Here is a 20934-nt window from a genome sequence, read left to right as displayed (position 1 = left end):
AGCCTGTTATTCCAAGCACAGCACCGCGAGCGGTGCTGTGCTTTTGTTTTGACTCGCGTAAAGTTCTAGCTGTGGAATGGATACAAGCAGTCATCCTGGGTCTAGTCCAGGGTCTAACAGAGTTTTTGCCAATTTCGTCTTCGGGGCACATTCGCATCATTGGGCAGTTCCTGCCCAACGGTGAGGACCCTGGAGCCGCTTTTACGGCTATTACCCAGCTGGGTACCGAAACAGCAGTTCTGGTGTTCTTTTGGAAGGACATTGTTCGGATCATCAAAAATTGGTTTGGTTCTCTGATCGGTCGAGTTGATAAGAATGACCCCGATGCTCGTATGGGCTGGTTCATTATTATTGGCTCGCTGCCGATCAGCATCCTTGGCCTGCTTCTTGAAGATGCCATCGATTCAACCTTCCGTAGTCTTTGGATTACAGCAACCATGCTGATTGTCTTTGCCCTTTTCCTGGCAATTGCTGACCGAATTGGTAAGGAACAGCGCGATCTGACCGACCTGAATATCAAGCACGGCGTGATTTACGGCTTCGCGCAGGCACTGGCCTTAGTCCCCGGCGTATCCCGCTCAGGTGGCACTATCATGGCAGGTTTGCTGATGGGTTATACCCGCGAAGCCGCCGCTCGTTACTCATTCTTATTGGCGGTCCCAGCAGTATTCGCATCGGGCTTGTACAAGCTCGCCGGTAGCCTCTCTGAGGGCTTCAACGGCTACTACGGTCTGGGCTCAACCGTCGTGGCGACTCTGGTTGCTTTTGTGGTGGGTTACCTGATCATCGGCTGGTTCCTCAAGTACGTTTCGCATAAGAGCTACAGCATCTTTATCTGGTACCGCATTGCGCTGGGCATAGTACTTTACATCCTTCTGGGGACAGGCATCCTCGTCGCCTAAACTTAGTTGGACTGCACAACCCGCCCGGAAATATAAACCGGGCGGGTATTGTTTTATCTAGAGAGTTTTAGACTCGGGCACCTGGCCAAATAGGCTGGGGCTGAGCCAAGAAAGTCCACCAAACGTGAGGTATTCATGCGAGCTTGGGAACAACCCCCTATCCCGTCCCTGCCGGGGCAGGCACCCCTTCCTACCATTTTTGATACGGCTCTGGGGGCGCGTGCAACCCTGGAGCGCCAAGAGCAGGCCGGGCTTTATGTCTGCGGTATCACACCCTACGATGCTACGCACATGGGGCATGCGGCTACCTATGTAGCTTTTGACTTGCTGAATCGGGCCTGGCGCGATGCCGGGGTGCCGGTAAAGTTTGCGCAGAATGTTACCGATGTAGATGACCCTCTCTTAGAGCGTGCCGCGGCAACGGGTGTTGACTGGCAGGAACTCGCTGAGGAACAGATCGAGTTGTTCCGCACCGATATGGTTGCCCTGAATGTTATTGCGCCCGATAACTATGTGAGCGTAGTGGACTCTATTCCTGCTGTTGCTCAGGCGGTGCTGGAGCTATTGGAAAGCGGCCTGGCCTATCGCCTGCCCGGTTTTACCGATGAGCAGGGTAACCAGCAGCCTGAGGGCGATATCTACTTTGACCTTGATGCGGCCCAGAAGCTGGGTGAGGGGAGTAAGCATGGCTGGAAACTGGGCCAGATAGCCCACTACACTCCCGAAGAGATGCTAACTATTTTTAGTCAGCGTGGTGGCGACCCGCTCCGCCCCGGTAAGCGCAAGGCCTTAGATCCGCTTCTGTGGCGGGTAGCGCGAGCTGGTGAACCGTCCTGGCCTGCTGAGGGACTGGGCGCTGGCCGCCCAGGCTGGCACATTGAATGTAGCGTTATTTCGGGTAGCCATCTGGGGGCGCCCTTCTCGGTGCAGGGCGGTGGGTCTGACCTCATCTTCCCGCATCACGATTTGGGTGCCAGCCATTCGTACGCCCTGACCGGCCAGCCTATGGCCCGGCATTACATGCACACTGGAATGGTGGGCCTAGACGGCGAAAAAATGAGTAAGTCCCTGGGTAATCTTGTTTTGGTATCTAAGCTGCGCCAGGCTGGGGTTGAGCCGGCTGCAATCCGTCTTGCCATCATGGATAATCACTACCGTACCGACTGGTTCTGGCACGATGACCTGCTGGATAAGGCTAAGGGACGTTTGGAGCTCTACCGTTCAGCTCTTGCGAGCGCCGAAGGAGAGGCTGATGAAGCGGCCTTAGCTCTCTTAGCGTCTGTTCGTGATGCGCTTGCCGATGATCTGAATGCTCCAGCCGCTTTGGTTGCGATTGACCAGTGGGCACTGTCAGTTGTGGAACACGGTGGTAGGGGTGGCCAGCTGGTAGCCGATCTTTTGTCTGCTCGGTTGGGTGTGCTCCTGGGAGCCTAAGGCCAGTGTTCCCTGCACCCCTTAGACCGGTGGCGGTTCTGCTACTGAGCGGGAGCCGCCACCGGTTTCTTTTACCAGAAGTCCCCTGGAGCGGGCCCTAGCCATGAGTAACTAGAAGGGAGAGCCGCCCTCACTGTCCTGCTCTTTGAGGTACTGCTCAAATTCAGCGGCGATATCGACCTTGCTGATATCCCCGATGCTGTCTGCTCTTTCGTAAGTTGATTCCAGTTGCTGGACATAGGCTAGGAGCTCAGGTTCGTCTTCAAGTAGCTCTTTGGCACCCCGTTCCCAGGCCATAATTTCATCTGCTAGTTTTTCAAGCGGCATGGGCAGGCCCGTGATGGCTTCGATGATGCTGAGCAGGGAAAAGGTTGCCTTGGGGTGGGGCGGATGCGCCAGATAGTGGGGCAGAGATGCCCAGAGAGAGAGCGCCGGAATGTCGCGTGCACCAGCGGCATGCGCCAGAACCCCTATGATGCCGGTAGGCCCGGTATAGGTGCTGGGGGCAACGCCCGGGTGCACCAGCATGGTGGGGCTAAAACTTGTGATGCCTACAGGTGCTGGTTGGGTGTGCGGAACCTCATCGAGCAGGGCACCGCAGAAGATGACCAGATCAACTTTTTCCCGGTCCATAAATTCCAGTAGGTGCTGGCAGTAGTTCTTCCAGGAGAGGGAGGGTTCTTGACCGGTGATGATTAGAATCCGTGTGCCCTTGGTGCTCCACGCTTCGACAAAACGCGTTTGGGGCCAGCTAATCCCCGTGGCTTGGCCCTGAGCTTCGGGTACCAGGTGGGGTCTGCTCTCTGAGTAGGAGTAGAAAGACTCGCTTTCAAAACCAGCAAAAGGCTTGGCCTGGTAGTGTTTTGCCACCAGCTGAACTGCCTGACTGGCGGCTTCACCGGCATCGTTCCAGCCCTCAAAGGCCACCAGCAGGAGGGTAGGTGGCACCTGGCCTTGCTTGCCGGCTTTCTGGGCGTAGTGGGTCAAGAGATGGTGAGGTAGCGGCTGAGTAAACACTCCCCGTATTCTACCCGATATGTGCCGGGCGCTGGTTGGGTAATACACTAGCTTGAGGATAACCCTGTCTTGATGTGACCCTAGGAAGCAGGAGCGAAAGCATGAGGAAAACACCCGGGCTCATGATTGGCCGCTTCGCCGGTGCGCCCATATACCTGCAAAGGTCATGGTTCCCACTGATGGGGCTCATTATTGCCGGCTACGGTATGCGGCTTGCCTCTTGGCAGAGCTTGAGCACCTTTCAGGGGTATTTGGCAGCGGCCGTTGTCGCTATCACTCTTGCACTGGGTGTCCTCTTACATGAACTTGCACACGCAACGGTCGGCAGAGCACGCAAGGCCCGAGTCTCTTCTATCACGCTCAATATGTGGGGCGGGCAGACCCTCCTACACACTATGTCTGCTTCAACTGCCCTGTGGGTGGCCTTAGCTGGGCCGCTAATGAATTTTGTGGTCGCTTTAGCCTGCCAGATCATCTGGGCACTTACTGGCACCGCTGAGTTTTACGGCTTCCACCTGGCTGTGCAGGTCAACCTAGCCATAGGGCTTTTCAACCTCTTACCTACCTTTCCTTTAGACGGCGGGTATGCGGTTGAAGCTTTGATCTTCCTGGTGGTGCGGAGTCGCTCAACGGCTCACGCCTTGGTCACCTACACCGGCTTTCTGCTCCTAGCGCTGTTGATTGGTTTTCTCCTGATGACCGGTTTTTGGCAGAGCCCCATCACCTTAATCGTTGGGGCGCTCCTTATCGTATATATCGGGGCCGGGCTCCTACCAGCTGTTCAGAAACTTGGAATGAACTCCGATACAGGCCACCCTCTGCACGTTCAGCAACTCATAGGACCTGCTAGCTGTGAATTTGACAGTGAACTTATCGGTCTTGCCGCACAAGGCTGGGACGGCCGGAGCGACATCGTTCTTATCAGCCAGGGCCAAGGAAAACCCGAATTTCGCGCAGTGGTACCAGCAAGTACCCTAAGAGCCTCCTACCAGAGCCTGGCCTACCAGCCCTTAGCCGCTATTGCCCAGCCCCTGCAAAGACGGCATCTCACCCTAAGCTCAGGGCCCACCGATATCATAGACGAGTACCAGGGCTTTGCCAGCTACACAGAACCGCCCGCCGAGAACGCCCTCGACAGAATCTGGCTAGTGACCGGCACCGCTGGCCCCGCAGGAACCGTAACCGCCCAGGACATAGCCGGAGCACTCAGCAGCATCACACCGCCCTCACCCTGAGACGGCAGGTGTGCTCACCGGTGCTTTATCTGAGACAATGGAAAAAACACTTTAACGAAAGAGATTTCTGACCTTATGAGCACCCCCACCGGTAGCATTAACCGTCGCGGTCCCTTCCGACCTGGCGAGCGCGTACAACTCACCGACGAACGCGGACGCATGACCACCATTACCCTCACCGAAGGGGGCCAGTACCACTCCCACCGTGGCTTCTTCCAACACAGTGAACTGATTGGCCACCCTGAGGGTACCGTGATTGAGAACTCCGAAGGCTTTAAGTTCCAGGCCCTGCGCCCCCTCTACAAGGACTTTGTTCTCTCCATGCCGCGCGGGGCAGCTGTTGTATACCCCAAGGATGCAGGGCAAATCGTTGCAATGGCCGATATCTTCCCCGGCGCTCGCGTCATTGAAGCGGGTGTGGGTTCTGGGGCACTCTCAATTGCCCTCTTGCGTGCTGTGGGCGATCAGGGGCACCTGCGTTCCTTTGAGCGGCGTGAAGAGTTCGCTGATATCGCTCGCGGTAACATCGAGACCTTCTTTGGCGGTGCCCACCCTGCCTGGACCCTAACCCTGGGCGACCTGGCCGAGGCCCTGGGCGATGTCGAAGAACCCGGCAGCGTTGACCGGGCTGTTCTGGATATGCTGGCACCCTGGGAATGCCTGGACGCTGTTGCCCAGGCACTGGCACCCGGCGGCGTTATTATCTGCTATGTAGCAACCGTTACCCAGCTCTCCCGCGTGGCAGAAGCCCTGCGCGCTGATGGCCGGTTCACCGAACCCGAGTCACACGAGACCATGGTGCGCGGCTGGCATGTTGAGGGCCTAGCTGTACGCCCCGATCACCGCATGGTAGCTCACACCGGCTTCCTGATTACCGCCCGCCGTCTGGCAGACGGTGCAGAGCGTCTGGCACCCAAGCGCCGCGCCTCTAAGACCGACTTTTCCGAAGAGGATATGAATGCCTGGACCCCGGCTGCCCTGGGTGAGCGCAAGGTATCGGACCGTAAGCTCCGCCGGGCAGGCCGTGACGCCTTGAGTCTGGCCGAAAAGGCAACATCAGCTAGCCAGCACGCTCAAGAAACAGAGTAGAAAAGCCGTGAATCTCCCCGGTGCCCGCGGGCATCAACTGAGGGCACCAGGGGACGGGCAACAGAAGAGATGATCAGTGATGAGTGAACAGATGAATGTTTCGGCAACCGACTACGAACGTATTTTGAGGCAACTCAATATAGCCAACGATAACCGCCGGAACCTTGACCGCCAGCTCCGTGCTGCTGGTGAGAGAAACCAAAAGCTGGTCACCGCACTCACTAAAACTAAAAACGAGATTGAGCACTTGCGCTTAGCGCTTTCTCAGGAGGTAGCGCCGCCGCTGAACTCGGCTATTGTTCTAGCAGTACACGGTGCCAGCATGACCTACCAGGACTTGGCTAAGGGTAAGACCCCCGCTGAGATAGAAGAGCACCTGGACGTATTCTTAGGTGGGCGTCTGGTGCGCATTACCTGCTCTCCGCTTCTTCCCCTCTCTACACTTAAACCCGGCATGACGGTCTTGCTCAATGAGCACAGTCAAGCTGTCCTCTGCCTGGGCTTTGAAGGCTACGGGGAGCTGGTCGTGGTTCGAGAGCTCCTCGATGACACTCATGCGGTCATTGATATGCCCAACCAGTCAAAGGCTGTCGCCCGAATCTCGGGCGCACTGAACCCCGCTGACCTGAGGCTGGGCGATACCGTCACCTACGATTCGCGGATCCAGATGATTACCTCCCTGGTTCCGCATACCGATGCCCAAGAATTAGTCCTTGAAGAAGTCCCCGATATCACCTATGACCAGATCGGTGGCCTCAGTTCACAGATTGACCTCATTCGTGATGCCGTTGAGCTGCCCTTCCTACACCCCGAAATCTATCGCCAGTACGAGCTGACCCCGCCCAAGGGAATCCTGCTCTACGGCCCTCCGGGTAACGGCAAGACGCTCATAGCCAAGGCCGTAGCCAACTCACTGGCAGCCCGCGCAGCAGAGAAAGCAGACGACGGCATCCGCAAGACCGGTTACTTCCTCAACATCAAGGGCCCAGAGCTTCTCGATAAGTACGTGGGGGAGACCGAACGCCAGATTCGCGAGATCTTCACCGCCGCCCGCGACAAGGCCCGCGCCGGTCACCCTGTAGTCGTTTTCTTTGACGAGATGGAATCCCTTTTCCGCACTCGCGGCTCCGGACGATCCTCGGACGTTGAAACCACGATCGTTCCCCAGTTGCTTTCCGAAATTGATGGCGTTGAGCGCCTAGATAACGTCATTGTCATCGGCGCAACCAACCGTGAAGACATGATCGACCCGGCTGTGCTACGACCTGGCCGTCTGGACGTCAAAATCCGCGTCAACCGCCCCAACCGGGCAGGAGCCGCCGAAATCTTTGGCCTCTACCTCACCGCTCAACTCCCCATTAGTCAGAGCGAAATCGACCGGGCCGGCTCAAAAGAAGCCGCCGTTAGCACCATGATTAAAACCGTGGTTAGCCAGCTCTTCTCCACCGATCCGGCCAACCGCTACATCCTCATCGACCTAGAGAACGGGGTCAGCCGCTGGCTTTTCCGCGGCGACTTCCTCTCCGGTGCCGTTATCCGCAACATCGTAGACCAGGCCAAAAAACTGGCCATTAAGTCCTACCTTTCCACCGGCGCAGACGGCATCACCACTGAGCACCTGCTTGAAGCGGTCCGCGCAGAGTTCGAAGACCAGGTCGAAGTACCCCAGGCCGCAGAAATTGAAGACGTCCTCTCCACCCTGAACATCCGTTTACGCGTCCTCCGAGTAGCACCAGCACGCTCGGTCGAAGCTGAATAAGAGGAGGATACCGTGACCGTTCGCCGCATCATGGGAGCCGAAACCGAATACGGGGTCCATGCCCCAGCTAAGCCCCATGCTAACCCCACCGTTCTCTCGGCCTTTGTCGTCAACACCTATGACACCCTCCTTAAAGAGAAGCTCACGGCCGAGCTCAACAGCACCTGGGAATACAGCTCAGAAACCCCGCTCACCGATGCCCGAGGCTTCACCGTTACGCGCGAAAAGGCCCACCCCAGCCAACTCACCGACACAGCTCAAATCCTGACCAGCGAAGACATCGCCGCCGAAGCACTCAGCGAAGCGGGTCACTTTGCCGAACGCATCGACTGGGACGCGGTCACCATGAACTCCATACTGCCCAACGGCGCTCGCCTCTACGTAGATCATGCCCACCCCGAGTACTCATCTCCCGAAGTCACCAACCCGCGCCATGCGGTTCTGTGGGATGCCGCCGGGGACCATATAGCAGCCCAGAGCGTAGCAACCATTGAGCGTATGGTTCAGGGGGAGCAGAGCGCCATGCCTGCTGTTAACCTCTATAAGAACAACACTGACGGCAAGGGGCAGTCCTACGGGTCTCACGAGAACTACCTGCTCCCGCGCTCAGTAGATTTTGAGTACCTGACAGCGGCCCTACTGCCCTTCTTCGCCACCCGCCAGATTATGGTGGGTTCTGGACGCGTAGGGCTGGGAATAGCAGCGGAGAGAGTCGGCTTCCAAATCTCACAGCGCGCCGATTTCTTTGAACGCACCGTTGGCTTAGAAACCACAGTTCGCAGGCCTCTGGTTAATACTCGGGACGAACCGCACGCCGAGAGCAGTAAATACCGCAGGCTCCACGTGATCACCGGCGATGCTAACCTCTCACACTACTCAAACCTGCTGAAGTTTGGCACCATGTCCTTGGTACTCAACCTGGTAGAGGCTCAGCAGGTCCCAGCCATTAAGCTGGCGGACCCGGTGCAAGCCATGCACGCTGTCAGCCATGATCTTAGCCTCAAACAGCCCCTGGCACTGGCTAGCGGCGGCGAAATGACCGCCCTGGAGATTCAAGATGCCTACCTCCAGGCCGCCCGAAACCTCGAAGCCAACCCCGATCCCGAAACCCAAGAAATTCTGGATCTTTGGGCAGACACACTCCAGGCACTAGAACATGATCTGCTCTCCCTGGCAGACCGACTGGACTGGGTTGCCAAATACGCCCTCATGAGCTCCTACATTGCCAAGGGACATACCTGGGCCGACCCCAAACTGGCAGCCATCGATCTGCAATACTCCGATGTCAGAACCACCAAAGGCCTCTACCACAAGCTGGTAGCCCTGGGGCGCATGAAGACCCTCTTCACCCCACAAGAGATTGCCCGCGCCGCCCACGAACCGCCTCGTGACACTCGCGCCTACCTTCGCGGCAAATTCATCACCACCTGGCCCGATGAAGTCCTAGGAGCTAACTGGGATACCCTCTCAGCCCGCAACCCGCTCTCAATTGACCTGCACCGTCTGCACATGGACGACCCCACCGGCTTCACCGCAGAAACAGTAGAACCCCACCTCGGTCTTGCCCACGCTGACCAACTCTTCGCTCTATTGAACAAGACCGAACACTAACCAACCCCAGCAAAGGAAAACACCATGGAACGCATCCAAAGCCAAGCACAGAACCAGAAGCAGACCACCAGCCAGGGAACCGACGAAATCCAACTGGCAACCACAACAACCGACATCAACCACCAGGCTGTCTCCGAAATCGATGACCTCCTAGCCGAAATCGACGGTGTCCTCGAGGAAAACGCAGAAGACTTCGTCAAAGGATTCGTCCAAAAGGGCGGCCAATAAGAGCCCTAGGCCCCACCCACACCCCTCAACCAGCGGCAAGGACACAGATGGAACGCAGAATATTCGGAATCGAAACAGAATTCGGTATCCGCTACATACCCCGTGGGCTCGGCCCCCTCTCACCCGAAGAAGCAGCCCGAAAGCTCTTCAAACCCGTGGTCGACACCTGGCGCTCATCGAATGTCTTTCTTCCCAACGGGGGACGACTCTACCTCGACGTAGGCTCCCACCCCGAATACGCCACCGCAGAAACCGCCTCAATCCGCGACGCCCTTACCCAAGACAAAGCGGGGGAGTACCTGCTCAATGACCTGGTCAACCAAGCACAAGACCATCTCGAAGCAGAGGGCTACAAGGGCCAAATCTTTCTCTTCAAGAACAACGTAGATTCGGCCGGCAACTCCTTTGGCTCCCACGAAAACTACATGCTCGAACGCAAAGTAGAATTCTCCCGGCTCATGCGATCGCTCATACCCTTCCTCATCACACGCCAAATCATCGTAGGCGCTGGCAAAACCCATCCCCAAGGCCCACCCCAATGGGGCGGACGCACCCTGGGAACCCCAGGGCACCCCAGCTACTCCTTCTCCCAACGGGCCGACTACATCTGGGAAGGCTCATCAACCGCCACCACCCGAGCCCGCCCTATCATCAACACCCGCGATGAACCCCACGCCGATGCCTCTCTCTACCGCCGCATGCACGTCATCAACGGCGACTCCAACATGTCACAGGCAACAACCCTGCTCAAACTCGGAGCCACCGAGCTTGTCCTGCGCATGCTCGAAGACTACTACCCCCTGAATACCTACGACATCAAAGACACCGCAACCGCCCTGCGCGTCATCTCCCACGACCTCACCGGCACCGCCATCTTCGATCTGTCCAACGGCACCCAGGCCAACGCACTGACCCTACAACGCCACTACCACCAAGCGGCCACCCAATACATTGAGCAAAAAGGCCCCCACCACCCCGATGTCCCCTATGTACTCGACCTCTGGGGGCGGGCCCTTGATGCGGTTGAAACAGGCGACACATCCCTCATCGACACTGAAATCGACTGGGCCATCAAGAAAAAACTCCTGGACACCTATATTGCGCGGGGCGCTCACGGGTATGACGACCCCAAGATTCAACAGCTTGATCTTGCCTATCATGATATTGACCCGGAGCGCGGCATCTTTGGGTTGCTCAGCCGTAAGGGCCTTATCAAGAACTTGGTCGAGCAAACCGACATAGCCCATGCGGCAGTCAACCCACCAGCAACACGCGCTGCACTTCGTGGCCGCTTTATTAGCGCCGCCAGAGCCGCAGGGGAGCCCTTTACCGTTGACTGGGTTCACCTGAAGCTCAACAACAGACCCCAGCACACCATCATGTGCAAAGACCCGTTTGAAACTCAAAATAGCCAGCTAGATGAACTGCTCAGTTCTCTGGGGCACAAAGAAAAACAGACCTGGCAGACCCCTTTTATTTAGTGGATATCAGCAATTTTTCAGAACTCAATCAGGTCTATCAGATAATATGAACCCAGTTAAGAATCCCGTCATATTTGGCAGACCCTAGAAAGTGAACCCCCGTGAAGAAAAAGTCAACCCTCATCCTTTCAAGTGCAGCCGCGCTCGCTTTGGTGCTGTCGGCCTGCGGCAACAGCTCGAAGCTCTCAGATGTCAACTACTCCATGAACGGTGCAACAGCTCAACCATCAGTCTCTTTTGCTACTCCCTTTGCGGCTTCTGATGCTGAGGCCTACAAGATTTCTGATGGTGAAGGTGAAGCCATTAAAGACGGCGACACCCTGCTCGTTGATGCCACTGTTTTTAACGGTGCAGATACGAGTGCCCTTGATAGTACTTACGCTAGCAATCCCATGATTATCCCTGTCGGCGAGAGTCTGAAAACAGCGGCTCCCGAGCTCTACGAGATTCTGGTTGGCTCCAAAGTGGGTGTATCTTTCTCATACACCACTAACATCGACGCTACTTCTACCGCAACCGCTTCGCCTAAACCGACTGTCTCACCCGGTACAGCAACCAACCTTGAGGTCTACACGGTTTCAGACAAACTACTGAAGAGCGCTGAAGGTCAGGCTAAGGAGAAGAAGTCAACTGCGCTTGAATCTTTCACACTCGCCGATGACGGTACTGCCACCCTCAAGCTTGCTGAGGACCGCGGGGATGCACCCACCGAGCTCTACACCGAGGACTTGATCACCGGTAACGGCCCGGCTATTACCGAAACCGATACTGTTTATGTTGACTATGTTGGTGCGACCTGGTCTGATGGAGCTGAGTTTGATGGAAACTACGGCAAGACTCCCGCTGGTCTCTCTCTTTCACAGGTTATTGAGGGCTGGAAGAAGGGCCTAGCTGGCAAGACCGTTGGCTCCCGTGTGCTTCTCATTATTCCGAGCGAGCTGGCATACGGTGAAGATGCCGCTAGCTCGGGTGCCCCTGAAGGTGCCCTGGTCTTTGTCGTTGATATTGTCGGTAGCGCTCCTTCTCGTGCAGAAGCTTCTCCCTCCGCTACCGCTGAATCTGCTCCCGCGTCCGCTGAAGCAACAAGCACTGAATCCGAATCTGCTGAAGCTTCAGCCTCAGCGAGTGAATAATACTTTAGAAGGGTAATAATCTTATGTCTTTTGGTCAGCGCAAACTTGATCGCACTAAGCCGGAAATTGATTTTCCGGAAGGTGGCGTGCCCGAAGAGCTCGTTATCATCGATGAAATTGAGGGTGCCGGCGATATCGTCGAACCCGGTGACACAGTTTCTGCGCATTATGTTGGTGTTGCCTTTTCCACCGGTGAAGAATTTGATGCCTCGTGGGGTCGAGGGGAACCGCTCCGCTTTCAGGTAGGTGTTGGTATGGTTATTCGCGGTTGGGACCAGGGCCTGCTTGGCATGAAGGTTGGTGGACGCCGTCGTCTGGAGATTCCTAGCGATATGGCCTATGGCGAGCGCGGTGCCGGTGCTGCAATTGGCCCCAATGAGTCACTGATTTTTGTTGTTGATCTGGTCGATGTTACCAAGCGGTAAGGCCTAACAGGTTCAGTAAAAATCTGTGTTTAGCCCCCGGACAGCTCAGTCCGGGGGCTATCTTTGTATATGTGACTTCAAAAGCTGTGGAACGTTCATTAGCGCTCTTAGAAGTGCTTTCTGCTATGCCCCGGGGTGTTGAACGTGAAGAAATTAGGTGGCGTGTACCGGGCTATCGTAGTTTAGGAACGCTCGCGGCTTTTGAAAGAACTTTTGAGAGAGATAAACAGGTTTTACGTGCTTTGGGTATCAGCTTGGTCGCTGAGCGTGATCCATCGGTTGAGTCGGGTTTTATCTACCGTGTTGAGCGGAGGGTTCCTGCTGCGCCGGTTAGTTTCTCTTTGATTGATTGTGCTGTTTTGAATCGCTGTGCTCGTGCCTGGGAGGGAACTGACCTTGAACGTCAGGTGCGTTCAGCTTTGCTTAAACTTGGGACTTTAACTGGCTATGGTATCCAGGAGGATTCTGGGGAAGTGGCACGCTTTACGGCGGGGCCTGGTTTATCAGAGTGCCTTACGTCCTTGGCAGAAGGCAAGGGCGTTAGTTTTTCCTACGGGGCGTCGTCCGAGAGCCGAAAATTATTCTGCTGGGGCTTGGGTTTGCGTTTCGGGCACTGGTATGTGACAGGTTGGGATGCTGATCGTAGGGAGCGGCGCCTCTTTAGGCTTGATCGTATGAGCGATGTCAAGGTTCTTGCTCTTGAAGGGCCGCTGCCACCGGCAGGATTTAGCATGATAGAGGTGCTGGAACAGCTAAGTTCGGCAGAAACTCCACATGTCCTGACGGTGCCCCTCAGCGATGATGGCGCAGATTCAGAGGTTCAGCAGGTTCTTGTCTCACCGTCGTTTGGGGTCCTTGAATCTGCGCGGAGCGCTCTTGCACAAGGCAGGACCCACATGGTGGGTGAGATAGCTAGCTACTCTGTTGGGGCAACAATAGATACCGGGTACCAGGCTGAGGTAGCTCGAGCAGAAGAGCAGTTGCGTTCAGAGCTGTTGGCTTGGCACCGGCAGACTCCGCAGCTTACTTCGCCCTTGAGCCCAAAAGAGTGGAAGCCCATTGCGCCACAGCGTTCTCGTGAAAGCGCTTCAGAGCAGTTGGTCAGATTACTTCTGATGGTGAACCTGGTGTCTGAGAAAGAGGGTATGTACCTTGCAGAGATCGCAGATTTCTTTGATATACCGGAGCGAAAGATCCGTACAGAGCTTGAGAATCTCTCCTACAGTTTGAACTATGATTCTCTGGAGGTGGAGATCAGGAGCGACGGGTTTGTTACAGCTTCTGGGCGGCCGTTGATTACCTCAGGTGTAAGGCTCACGGAAGCTGAATCTCTGGTTCTAGTCCTGGCGCTTGAGCTGATTGCGAGTTCAGAAGCCAGCAAAGTGTATTCGCTCCTGAAGTTTAAGCTCTGGTCAGCGCTGGGCAATGATGATCAGAGGGGGAGTAAGTCCCTCCAGAATCGTGTTGCTGTTTATCAGGCGGATATCGATGCTGAGCTGGCGTATGCTCTGGAGCATCGTGTTCCTTTAAATATCACTTATCGCTCGCGTAAGGGCACAAGTAGCAGAACGATTGAGCCGGTGAGCCTGGTTATCGATAACGGGCCAAAATATGTTAAGGCCTGGTGCCGAACTGCCAGGGAATATAGAAATTTCTCTCTTGGCTCGATTCTTGAAAGTCGTTTAGCTTTGGGGCAAGTCTACGAACACCAGCCTGAAAGTGATAGCAGCTCTCCACGCGAGTGGCTCAGAGAGCTCGTGGGTAGTAAGGGTGCTGGGCAAGAGATTGAACTTGTTCTTCCCTCAGATATCTCAGGTGGCCACCGGGAGAAATCTGTTGCCTTGCTCAATAGATATTCGCGGGAAGTCGCTGAAACATCCCAAGGTCTTTTTTATCGCCTATCAGTGGTTTATATGTCGTGGTTCTTTGATTTTCTGGTTGAGCTTGGGCCAACGGTATTTGTGCTCTCACCAGTGAAAATACAAAAGGAACTGGTAAATCATATAGAAACCACGGGTATGGGTAAAAGCTGAGTATGTGCCATAGATGAGTGTACAAAGAATCACTGCAAGCCTAGAGCTAAATGTCCTGCTCTCTCTTGGTGATTGGCATATATAATGAGGGGTATGCCTTGGTGGTTTTGGATAGTCCTATGGAGTGCACTGGTCGTGTGCTCCCTTGGTGTACTAGCCTGGCTTTTGTACCGTGTCTTCAAGAAGGCAATGCAGGCTATTGATGCGGCCCAGGAATGGGAGAACGATATCAATAGCCAGCTAGGGCAGGCAAGGGTTGTCGGTTCGGTGGATAAAACTACTTCGCCGGCTTTCTTCACACCTGTCAGAGCGGCATATTCGGATTATGTCCAGGGCAAAAATACTCGAACGCTCGACCGCGCCCAGCGTCGCACTCAACGCCGCAGCGAACTCGGTCAGCCCCAACTCATGGGAGACCTTAAACGTCTCCAAGAAAGGTGACGAACGTGTTTGGTAATCTCGCTTCTCATCCTGGCCACCTCCTTATTCTCGCTATCATCATTATTCTGCTTTTCGGTGCTCCCAAGCTCCCCGGCATGGCTCGTAGCCTGGGTCAGTCCATGCGCATCTTCAAGTCAGAGGTCGATGGTCTCAAGAAGGATTCTAAGAAAGATAACACCACAGTTGCCGGATCTACTACTGATGACGTAGTTTCGGGCGAAGTTATCAATAACCCCACCAACACTGATCAGAACAAGGGCCTCTAAGTTAGAGACTCCTTGGTTCTTTTGAGCGTTTTTGAGTAAATATCACAGCCCGTACCCAGGATTAGTGGGTGCGGGTTTGTGGGGTTCCACTGAAATAGCAGAAGGCTATGATGGCGAAAAAACATAACCGGAAGAACAACCCTCAGGCAACCATGGCCCTGAGTGAGCACTTCCGTGAGTTCCGTTCCCGGCTCATTAAAGCGGGCATCGCGACCATTATCTGTGCTGTGGCAGGTTTTTTCCTCTATCAGCCTTTCATGGAAGCTATTAGTGCTCCTGTCTATGCAATCAATGTTGAAAGCGGTCGGACAGCTGCGCTCAACTACGCGACTGCTACCTCACCTTTTGATCAGCTAGTGAGGGTATCACTGTACATTGGTCTGGTTATTGCCAGCCCCGTCTGGATTTATCAGCTGTGGGCTTTCATCACACCGGCCCTCTATCGCAAGGAAAAACTCTACACCCTGAGTTTTGTCTTTACAGCCATTCCGATGTTTCTGCTAGGCACGGCGCTGGCCTGGTGGGTTTTGCCTACAGCGGTTGAAACCTTGACCATGTTCAGCCCAGATGGGGCTACTAATTTTTTTACAGCCGATGTCTATGTCGGTTTTGTGGTTAAGTTCCTGCTTGTTTTCGGTTTATCATTTGTCCTTCCAGTTGTCTTGGTTGGTCTAAACTTTATTGGCTTGATTCGGGGCAAAACTATTCTCAAGTCTTGGCGTTGGGTTGTTGTGGTTGTTGGCTTGCTGGCAGCTATTGCGGCTCCCGGTAACGACATCATGTCTATGCTCTACCTAATGCTTCCCCTACTCTTTTTCTTCTTTGTGGCCATTGGCATTTCCATGCTCAATGACAAGCGCAGGGATCGGAGGAACGCCAAGCTTGCAGAGGGCCTGGCACACGATCAACTTAGCCGAGCAACTAGCGCTGAAGAACTTGAGCGGCTTGGCCGAGAAAATCTCTAGTTTTAAGTAGACCCCGGTAGTTTGTTTACCGGGGTTTTTGCTTATCCGCCTTAGGCCGAAACTAGCCATAGGAACCCTGAGTGGCCTCCGGTCCCCTCTAAGATGGACTGTATGGCTAGCTATGCTGAACAATATCTTCGCTCACAGGAGCGCGCTGCTCAATCACGTACGGTCCTGCACAGATTCGAACAGACCTTAGAATTCCCCCTCGATAGCTTTCAGCGTGAGGCCTGCACCTCGGTTGAAAATGGTAGGGGAGTGCTGGTTGCAGCCCCAACAGGTGCCGGCAAGACTATTGTTGGCGAATTTGCTATCTATTTAGCCTTGAAACAGGGCAAAAAGGCTTTTTACACAACCCCCATTAAGGCACTGAGTAATCAGAAGTACCATGACCTTGTTGACCTTTATGGTCATGAGGCTGTGGGCCTGCTGACAGGTGACACCTCCATCAATTCTGAGGCGGACATCCTTGTGATGACCACCGAGGTTCTCCGTAACATGCTCTATGCTGGGTCGGCGACCCTTCAGAATCTCGGGTATGTCGTTATGGACGAGGTTCACTACCTAGCTGACCGCTCGCGGGGCGCTGTCTGGGAAGAAGTTATTATCCACCTACCGGAACACATCTCTGTCATCGCTCTCTCGGCAACTATCTCTAACGCAGAAGAGTTTGGGGCCTGGCTCGACATGGTGCGCGGGAGCACCGATATCGTTGTGTCCGAACACCGCCCAGTGCCGCTGTGGCAGCATGTGATGGTGGGCAAACAGCTCCTGGACTTGTTCATCGGAGAGACTACAGTTGAGGATGCCGCCAACTCTGCTGAAATTCCGGCTGTTAATCCTGAGCTGGTCAAGCTGAGCCATAGGCCGCGTTCTAGGAGCGGGCGGCAAGAAAAGTCTTTTTCCCGCTTGGGCAGGGGACGGCGGGGTAAATATGAAGAAGGGTGGGAAAAAACACGACACAGCGCTGAGGATATAAGGCCTCAGAGAGTTTCTCGCCCGCAGATGATTCGGGCTTTGGACCGTGACGGTCTGCTACCCGGTATCTGTTTTATTTTTTCAAGGGCCGGTTGCGATGCGGCCGTATCTCAGTGCATTGACGCCGATGTTAGGCTGACGACCGATTCTGAAGCTCAAACAATTCGCGCATACATCGCAGAGGCAACGTCATCTCTTGATACATCGGATCTTGCTGTTCTTGGCTTCTACGAGTGGCGAGAGGGACTTACCCGAGGGGTGGCTGCACACCATGCTGGCCTGCTACCTGTCTTCAAGGAAGTCGTGGAAACGCTCTTTTCTCAGGGGCTCATCCGCATGGTGTTCGCAACTGAGACTTTGGCTTTGGGGATCAATATGCCTGCCCGCTCTGTGGTCTTAGAGAAGCTCACCAAATTTAATGGTGAAACCCATGTCGATATTACGCCGGGGGAGTACACCCAGCTGACAGGAAGGGCAGGCCGTCGAGGGATCGATATTGAGGGTCACGCTGTTGTCCTGTGGCGTCCTGGTCTGGAACCTCAACAGGTAGCTGGCCTGGCCTCAAAGCGCACCTATCCTCTCAATTCGTCCTTCAAACCGACCTACAATATGAGTGCTAACCTGCTTGCCCAGTTTGGTGCGGAACGTACTAAGAAGATTCTTGAAAGTTCGTTTGCCCAATACCAGGCAGATAAGTCAGTTGTAGGTATTGCCCAGCGGGTGCGCAAGAACGAGAAAGCTCTTGCAGGTTTTGAGGAAGCCATGACATGCCACCTGGGTGATTTTACCGAATACGCATCGTTGAGGCGGGAGCTTTCTGAGCGTGAAAAGAAAGCTGCCAAGGGCCGCTCACGCCTGCAGCAGTCACAGGCCATCGCCTCGATTCTTGATTTGCTTCCTGGCGATATCATCGAGATTCCCGAGGGCCGGAACGCAGGACCAGCTGTGGTACTCTCGCGGGCAGAATCTTTGGAGAACCCCAGGCCTTCAATCCTGACCCTCAAAGCTCAGCTAAGGCGCCTTGATCCGCGTGATCTCGATGGCCCTATCCTACCTATCTCCAAGATCAAGGTATCCAAGAAGTTTACGGGCAAGACCCCCAAGGAACGCCGTGATATGGCCTCAAGAGTTCGCGAGGCTCTCTACCATGAATTACCCGCGCGTAAAGGCTCACAGAAAAAATACTTTAGTGAACGCGATACCGGAGAGTCACAGGCAATCGATAGCTTGCGTAGCTCATTGCGTAATCACCCCTGCCACGGTTGTTCAGAGCGAGAAAACCACGCCCGGTGGGCCGAACGATGGTACAAGCTATCGCGGGAGACAGATGGGCTCCGCCGCCAAATTCAAAGACGTACCAATACAATTGCCCAGGTCTTTGAGCGCATCACGCTGCTTCTTGCCGACTTTGGTTATGTCGATTTCAATACTGGTGAGCATACACTGACCTCTCGTGGCGCATCACTGCGTCGCATCTACGGTGAGAAAGACCTTCTGACCTCTCTGTGCCTTGAAGACGGTTTCTTGCAGGGGCTAGACCCAGCAGCAACTGCCGCTGTTGTGTCATCCTTAGTCTACGAAGCTAAACGAGAAGAATTCGGGCTACTGTCTCGCTATCCATCCTCGGGAGTTGAAGAGGCCCTCATGAAGGTCCTGAAACATTGGAGCACTCTCAACGATGCAGAAAAACTTCATCAACTACCACAGACCTCATCACCCGATTTCGGTATGGTCTGGCCAATTTATCAGTGGGCACGCGGCCGCAACCTGGATCGAACCCTGTCACAGTCGGACCTCGCTGCGGGTGACTTTGTCAGGTGGACTAAACAGGTTATTGATAGTCTTGACCAGATTGCCCACGTATCGAGTACAGATCCACAGCTTCGCACCCAATGCGAGGCTGCAATTAACCTTTTGCGGCGAGGCGTCGTTGCAACCCAGTTCTAGGACATCGAACAGAAAGGAACGCTCACAATGAGCACACAGGTATTTCTGAACGGTTCGGTCTACAGCCCGGCAGATCCTTTTGCTACTGCCATGGTTGTGGCCCAAGGGAATGTGGAATGGGTTGGGCAAGATGCTGGTGCTCGCTCTATTTTGGACCCCTCCATGCGGTGCACTGATTTGAGCGGTAACCTGCTGGCCCCGGCTTTTGCCCTTGCGGCCTTGAGCGCAGAACCTGATCAGGTTGCTGACTTGCTCGATACCTTGACTCAAGCCGGGTACATTTCAGCAAATGTGATGCTAACTGATTCAACACGCAGGTTTGAACAGAGCCCAGCAACAAGGGTGAGGTATTACCTACCAGCTAGTAAGCTCAACACCGGGCAGCACCCAGACCCTGCAGTCAAGGGTATCTACTGCCTGGATTCAGCTGAAGCTACGGCTCAGGCCCTCGAATTTGCTACGTCTCACCGACTCAACCTGGTTGCCGTACCCGCAGATGACTCGGTTGCCGAAGAATTTCTGGATAAGCTCGCTGGCATGGATTCGCTGGCCCGTATGAGGATTAGCCCCTGCCTGGGTGGGCTCCAGTCATTGGATATGTCCCTGATTGAGCGTGCAAAAGACCTCAATGTCAGCCTTGGGTTCTCATCAGACTTTGACCAATCCCATAATTCCTATAGCCATGCTCTGTCGGCTGGAGCATCGGCTGTGCTGGGCTCTGACCCGCTAAGACCACCTTTTGCCCTGGGCTGGGAATTAATGAACCGTGCTGTTAACCCTGAGCAAGATGACATGGCTGTGTCTGCGCGTGCGGCTTTTCAGTCTATGACTCGGGCGGTCTATCGGGCGCAGGGAGAGAATAATCCTTGGTTTGGGCAGTTAGTGCCGGGGGCACCCGCACACTGTGCGCTGTGGAAAGTTACTGAACTGATGGTGCAGACCCCGGACTCAAGAATTTCTGCCTGGAGCACAGATCCCCGCGCGCGAACACCCCTGCTACCTGTATTAGCTGATGATGTCTCTCGCCCTGAACTCCTAGCACTATATAACTCCGGACAAAAAATTGGATAAGGGTAACAAATCGATGAGAGGTATTTTGTAACCCGGTGGAACTCAATAAAGGATACAATGAGACACTGGTTCAAGTAACCGACCTGTTCCGCAGGCCAGCATAAGGAGACCGCATGCGAGTTTTGACTATTATCCCAACCTACAATGAGAAGGAAAACCTTCCCATGGTGGTGGAGCGCCTTCGCGCTGCTGTACCTGCCTGCGATGTCCTCGTCGTCGATGATAGTAGCCCCGATGGCACCGGTGACCTAGCTGACTCCATGGCCGAGAAAGATCACCAGATCAAGGTCCTGCACCGCACAGTAAAGGACGGGCTGGGTGGGGCATACCTAGCCGGTTTTGCCTGGGGCCTTGAAGCAGGGTATGACGTCCTAATCGAAATGGACGCTGATTGCTCCCACCAGCCTGAACAGCTTCCTCTCCTTCTGCGAGCCATTGAGCAGGGCGCAGATTTAGCTATTGGGTCCCGCTACGTTCCCGGCGGAAAGACCAAGAACTGGCCGGCGCACCGGCAGATTCTCTCACGGGGTGCAAACATCTACACCCGTTTGATTCTGGGTACCAAAATCAAAGACATCACAGCAGGTTATCGCGCCTATAAGAGCGGGGCTCTGAAAGGTCTTAACCTTGAGGGGATTGACTCTAAAGGTTATGTTTTCCAGGTTGACCTGGCCTGGCGCTCCGAGCAAGCCGGGCTTAAAATTGTTGAGGTTCCTATCACCTTCGTGGAACGAGAAATCGGTAGCTCCAAGATGGACGGTAACATCATCCTTGACTCAATGACTAAGGTAACCCGCTGGGGTCTGACTGCCAGGGCTGAGCGTATCCGCAAACTTATCAAGAAATAAGGAAGAGCTTTTCACGGAATAAAGATGAGAAGGGCCCCACCGAACTTACCCGGTGGGGCCCTTCCTCATCT

General features: G+C 54.7%; 18 protein-coding genes. 17 read left to right on the top strand and 1 reads right to left on the bottom strand.

Annotated elements, in window-relative coordinates:
* Nucleotides 1-71: 71 nt before the first annotated feature.
* Together ACN082_RS04885 and mshC are read left to right on the top strand one after the other, a co-directional pair.
* On the top strand, nucleotides 72-902 hold the full coding sequence (locus tag ACN082_RS04885; protein WP_419099722.1) for an undecaprenyl-diphosphate phosphatase: 831 nt from the start codon (nucleotides 72-74) through the stop codon (nucleotides 900-902).
* Nucleotides 903-1037: 135 nt separating this feature from the next.
* A complete protein-coding gene (gene mshC / locus ACN082_RS04880) occupies nucleotides 1038-2336 on the top strand; it encodes a cysteine--1-D-myo-inosityl 2-amino-2-deoxy-alpha-D-glucopyranoside ligase (protein ID WP_419099721.1) in 1299 nt (432 codons plus the stop codon).
* A gap of 111 nt (nucleotides 2337-2447) precedes the next feature.
* Here the strand turns inward: mshC and ACN082_RS04875 are convergent, their stop codons facing one another.
* Nucleotides 2448-3353: a PAC2 family protein gene (locus ACN082_RS04875; RefSeq protein WP_419099720.1), complete on the bottom strand. Its 906-nt coding sequence runs from the start codon at nucleotides 3351-3353 to the stop codon at nucleotides 2448-2450.
* 101 nt (nucleotides 3354-3454) lie between these two features.
* On the opposite strand from ACN082_RS04875, the gene ACN082_RS04870 reads away from it, so the two are divergent.
* The 15 genes from ACN082_RS04870 to ACN082_RS04800 all read left to right on the top strand — a co-directional run bounded on the left by ACN082_RS04870 (nucleotide 3455) and on the right by ACN082_RS04800 (nucleotide 20863).
* Nucleotides 3455-4588: a site-2 protease family protein gene (locus tag ACN082_RS04870; RefSeq protein WP_419099719.1), complete on the top strand. Its 1134-nt coding sequence runs from the start codon at nucleotides 3455-3457 to the stop codon at nucleotides 4586-4588.
* A 75-nt stretch (nucleotides 4589-4663) separates the two neighbouring features.
* Nucleotides 4664-5677: a tRNA (adenine-N1)-methyltransferase gene (locus ACN082_RS04865; protein WP_419099718.1), complete on the top strand. Its 1014-nt coding sequence runs from the start codon at nucleotides 4664-4666 to the stop codon at nucleotides 5675-5677.
* Nucleotides 5678-5756: 79 nt separating this feature from the next.
* Nucleotides 5757-7436 (top strand): proteasome ATPase, encoded by a 1680-nt coding sequence (gene arc / locus ACN082_RS04860; protein WP_419099717.1) that lies wholly within the window; start codon nucleotides 5757-5759, stop codon nucleotides 7434-7436.
* A gap of 30 nt (nucleotides 7437-7466) precedes the next feature.
* Nucleotides 7467-9047 carry a depupylase/deamidase Dop gene (gene dop, locus ACN082_RS04855; protein ID WP_419099806.1) on the top strand — a complete coding sequence of 527 codons (1581 nt, stop codon included), beginning with the start codon at nucleotides 7467-7469 and terminating at the stop codon, nucleotides 9045-9047.
* A gap of 24 nt (nucleotides 9048-9071) precedes the next feature.
* The gene (locus ACN082_RS04850; protein ID WP_419099716.1) at nucleotides 9072-9275 is read left to right on the top strand and encodes a ubiquitin-like protein Pup; all 204 of its coding nucleotides are present in this window, start codon (nucleotides 9072-9074) and stop codon (nucleotides 9273-9275) included.
* A 47-nt stretch (nucleotides 9276-9322) separates the two neighbouring features.
* Nucleotides 9323-10756, top strand: coding sequence for a Pup--protein ligase (gene pafA, locus ACN082_RS04845; protein WP_419099715.1), 1434 nt, complete (start codon nucleotides 9323-9325; stop codon nucleotides 10754-10756).
* 101 nt (nucleotides 10757-10857) lie between these two features.
* Nucleotides 10858-11889, top strand: a complete 1032-nt coding sequence (locus ACN082_RS04840; RefSeq protein ID WP_419099714.1) for an FKBP-type peptidyl-prolyl cis-trans isomerase — start codon at nucleotides 10858-10860, stop codon at nucleotides 11887-11889.
* A 23-nt stretch (nucleotides 11890-11912) separates the two neighbouring features.
* Nucleotides 11913-12314: an FKBP-type peptidyl-prolyl cis-trans isomerase gene (locus ACN082_RS04835; protein ID WP_419099713.1), complete on the top strand. Its 402-nt coding sequence runs from the start codon at nucleotides 11913-11915 to the stop codon at nucleotides 12312-12314.
* 86 nt (nucleotides 12315-12400) lie between these two features.
* The gene (locus ACN082_RS04830; protein ID WP_419099712.1) at nucleotides 12401-14347 is read left to right on the top strand and encodes a helix-turn-helix transcriptional regulator; all 1947 of its coding nucleotides are present in this window, start codon (nucleotides 12401-12403) and stop codon (nucleotides 14345-14347) included.
* A 189-nt stretch (nucleotides 14348-14536) separates the two neighbouring features.
* Nucleotides 14537-14788, top strand: a complete 252-nt coding sequence (locus ACN082_RS04825) for a hypothetical protein (RefSeq protein WP_419099711.1) — start codon at nucleotides 14537-14539, stop codon at nucleotides 14786-14788.
* A 5-nt stretch (nucleotides 14789-14793) separates the two neighbouring features.
* Nucleotides 14794-15054 carry a Sec-independent protein translocase subunit TatA gene (gene tatA, locus ACN082_RS04820; RefSeq protein ID WP_419099710.1) on the top strand — a complete coding sequence of 87 codons (261 nt, stop codon included), beginning with the start codon at nucleotides 14794-14796 and terminating at the stop codon, nucleotides 15052-15054.
* Nucleotides 15055-15161: 107 nt separating this feature from the next.
* Nucleotides 15162-16019 (top strand): twin-arginine translocase subunit TatC, encoded by an 858-nt coding sequence (gene tatC / locus ACN082_RS04815; RefSeq protein ID WP_419099709.1) that lies wholly within the window; start codon nucleotides 15162-15164, stop codon nucleotides 16017-16019.
* A gap of 111 nt (nucleotides 16020-16130) precedes the next feature.
* Nucleotides 16131-18944 (top strand): DEAD/DEAH box helicase, encoded by a 2814-nt coding sequence (locus ACN082_RS04810; RefSeq protein WP_419099708.1) that lies wholly within the window; start codon nucleotides 16131-16133, stop codon nucleotides 18942-18944.
* A gap of 27 nt (nucleotides 18945-18971) precedes the next feature.
* Nucleotides 18972-20015, top strand: a complete 1044-nt coding sequence (locus ACN082_RS04805; RefSeq protein ID WP_419099707.1) for a hypothetical protein — start codon at nucleotides 18972-18974, stop codon at nucleotides 20013-20015.
* Nucleotides 20016-20128: 113 nt separating this feature from the next.
* Complete coding sequence (locus ACN082_RS04800) at nucleotides 20129-20863, top strand: polyprenol monophosphomannose synthase (protein ID WP_419099706.1); 735 nt, start codon at nucleotides 20129-20131, stop codon at nucleotides 20861-20863.
* Nucleotides 20864-20934: the final 71 nt, after the last annotated feature.

It is taken from the genome of Rothia sp. CCM 9417, from assembly GCF_048513575.1.
Lineage (GTDB): Bacteria > Actinomycetota > Actinomycetes > Actinomycetales > Micrococcaceae > Rothia.
This window is presented reverse-complemented; position numbering and strand designations above follow the sequence as displayed.

What these genes read in the sequence shown, in the direction of transcription:
- mshC (WP_419099721.1), top strand. Translation starts at nt 1,038, where the DNA reads ATGCGAGCTTGGGAACAACCCCCTATCCCGTCCCTGCCGGGGCAGGCA.
- ACN082_RS04870 (WP_419099719.1), top strand. Translation starts at nt 3,455, where the DNA reads ATGAGGAAAACACCCGGGCTCATGATTGGCCGCTTCGCCGGTGCGCCC.
- ACN082_RS04865 (WP_419099718.1), top strand. Translation starts at nt 4,664, where the DNA reads ATGAGCACCCCCACCGGTAGCATTAACCGTCGCGGTCCCTTCCGACCT.
- arc (WP_419099717.1), top strand. Translation starts at nt 5,757, where the DNA reads ATGAGTGAACAGATGAATGTTTCGGCAACCGACTACGAACGTATTTTG.
- dop (WP_419099806.1), top strand. Translation starts at nt 7,467, where the DNA reads ATGGGAGCCGAAACCGAATACGGGGTCCATGCCCCAGCTAAGCCCCAT.
- ACN082_RS04850 (WP_419099716.1), top strand. Translation starts at nt 9,072, where the DNA reads ATGGAACGCATCCAAAGCCAAGCACAGAACCAGAAGCAGACCACCAGC.
- pafA (WP_419099715.1), top strand. Translation starts at nt 9,323, where the DNA reads ATGGAACGCAGAATATTCGGAATCGAAACAGAATTCGGTATCCGCTAC.
- ACN082_RS04835 (WP_419099713.1), top strand. Translation starts at nt 11,913, where the DNA reads ATGTCTTTTGGTCAGCGCAAACTTGATCGCACTAAGCCGGAAATTGAT.
- ACN082_RS04825 (WP_419099711.1), top strand. Translation starts at nt 14,537, where the DNA reads ATGCAGGCTATTGATGCGGCCCAGGAATGGGAGAACGATATCAATAGC.
- tatC (WP_419099709.1), top strand. Translation starts at nt 15,162, where the DNA reads ATGATGGCGAAAAAACATAACCGGAAGAACAACCCTCAGGCAACCATG.
- ACN082_RS04810 (WP_419099708.1), top strand. Translation starts at nt 16,131, where the DNA reads ATGGCTAGCTATGCTGAACAATATCTTCGCTCACAGGAGCGCGCTGCT.
- ACN082_RS04805 (WP_419099707.1), top strand. Translation starts at nt 18,972, where the DNA reads ATGAGCACACAGGTATTTCTGAACGGTTCGGTCTACAGCCCGGCAGAT.
- ACN082_RS04800 (WP_419099706.1), top strand. Translation starts at nt 20,129, where the DNA reads ATGCGAGTTTTGACTATTATCCCAACCTACAATGAGAAGGAAAACCTT.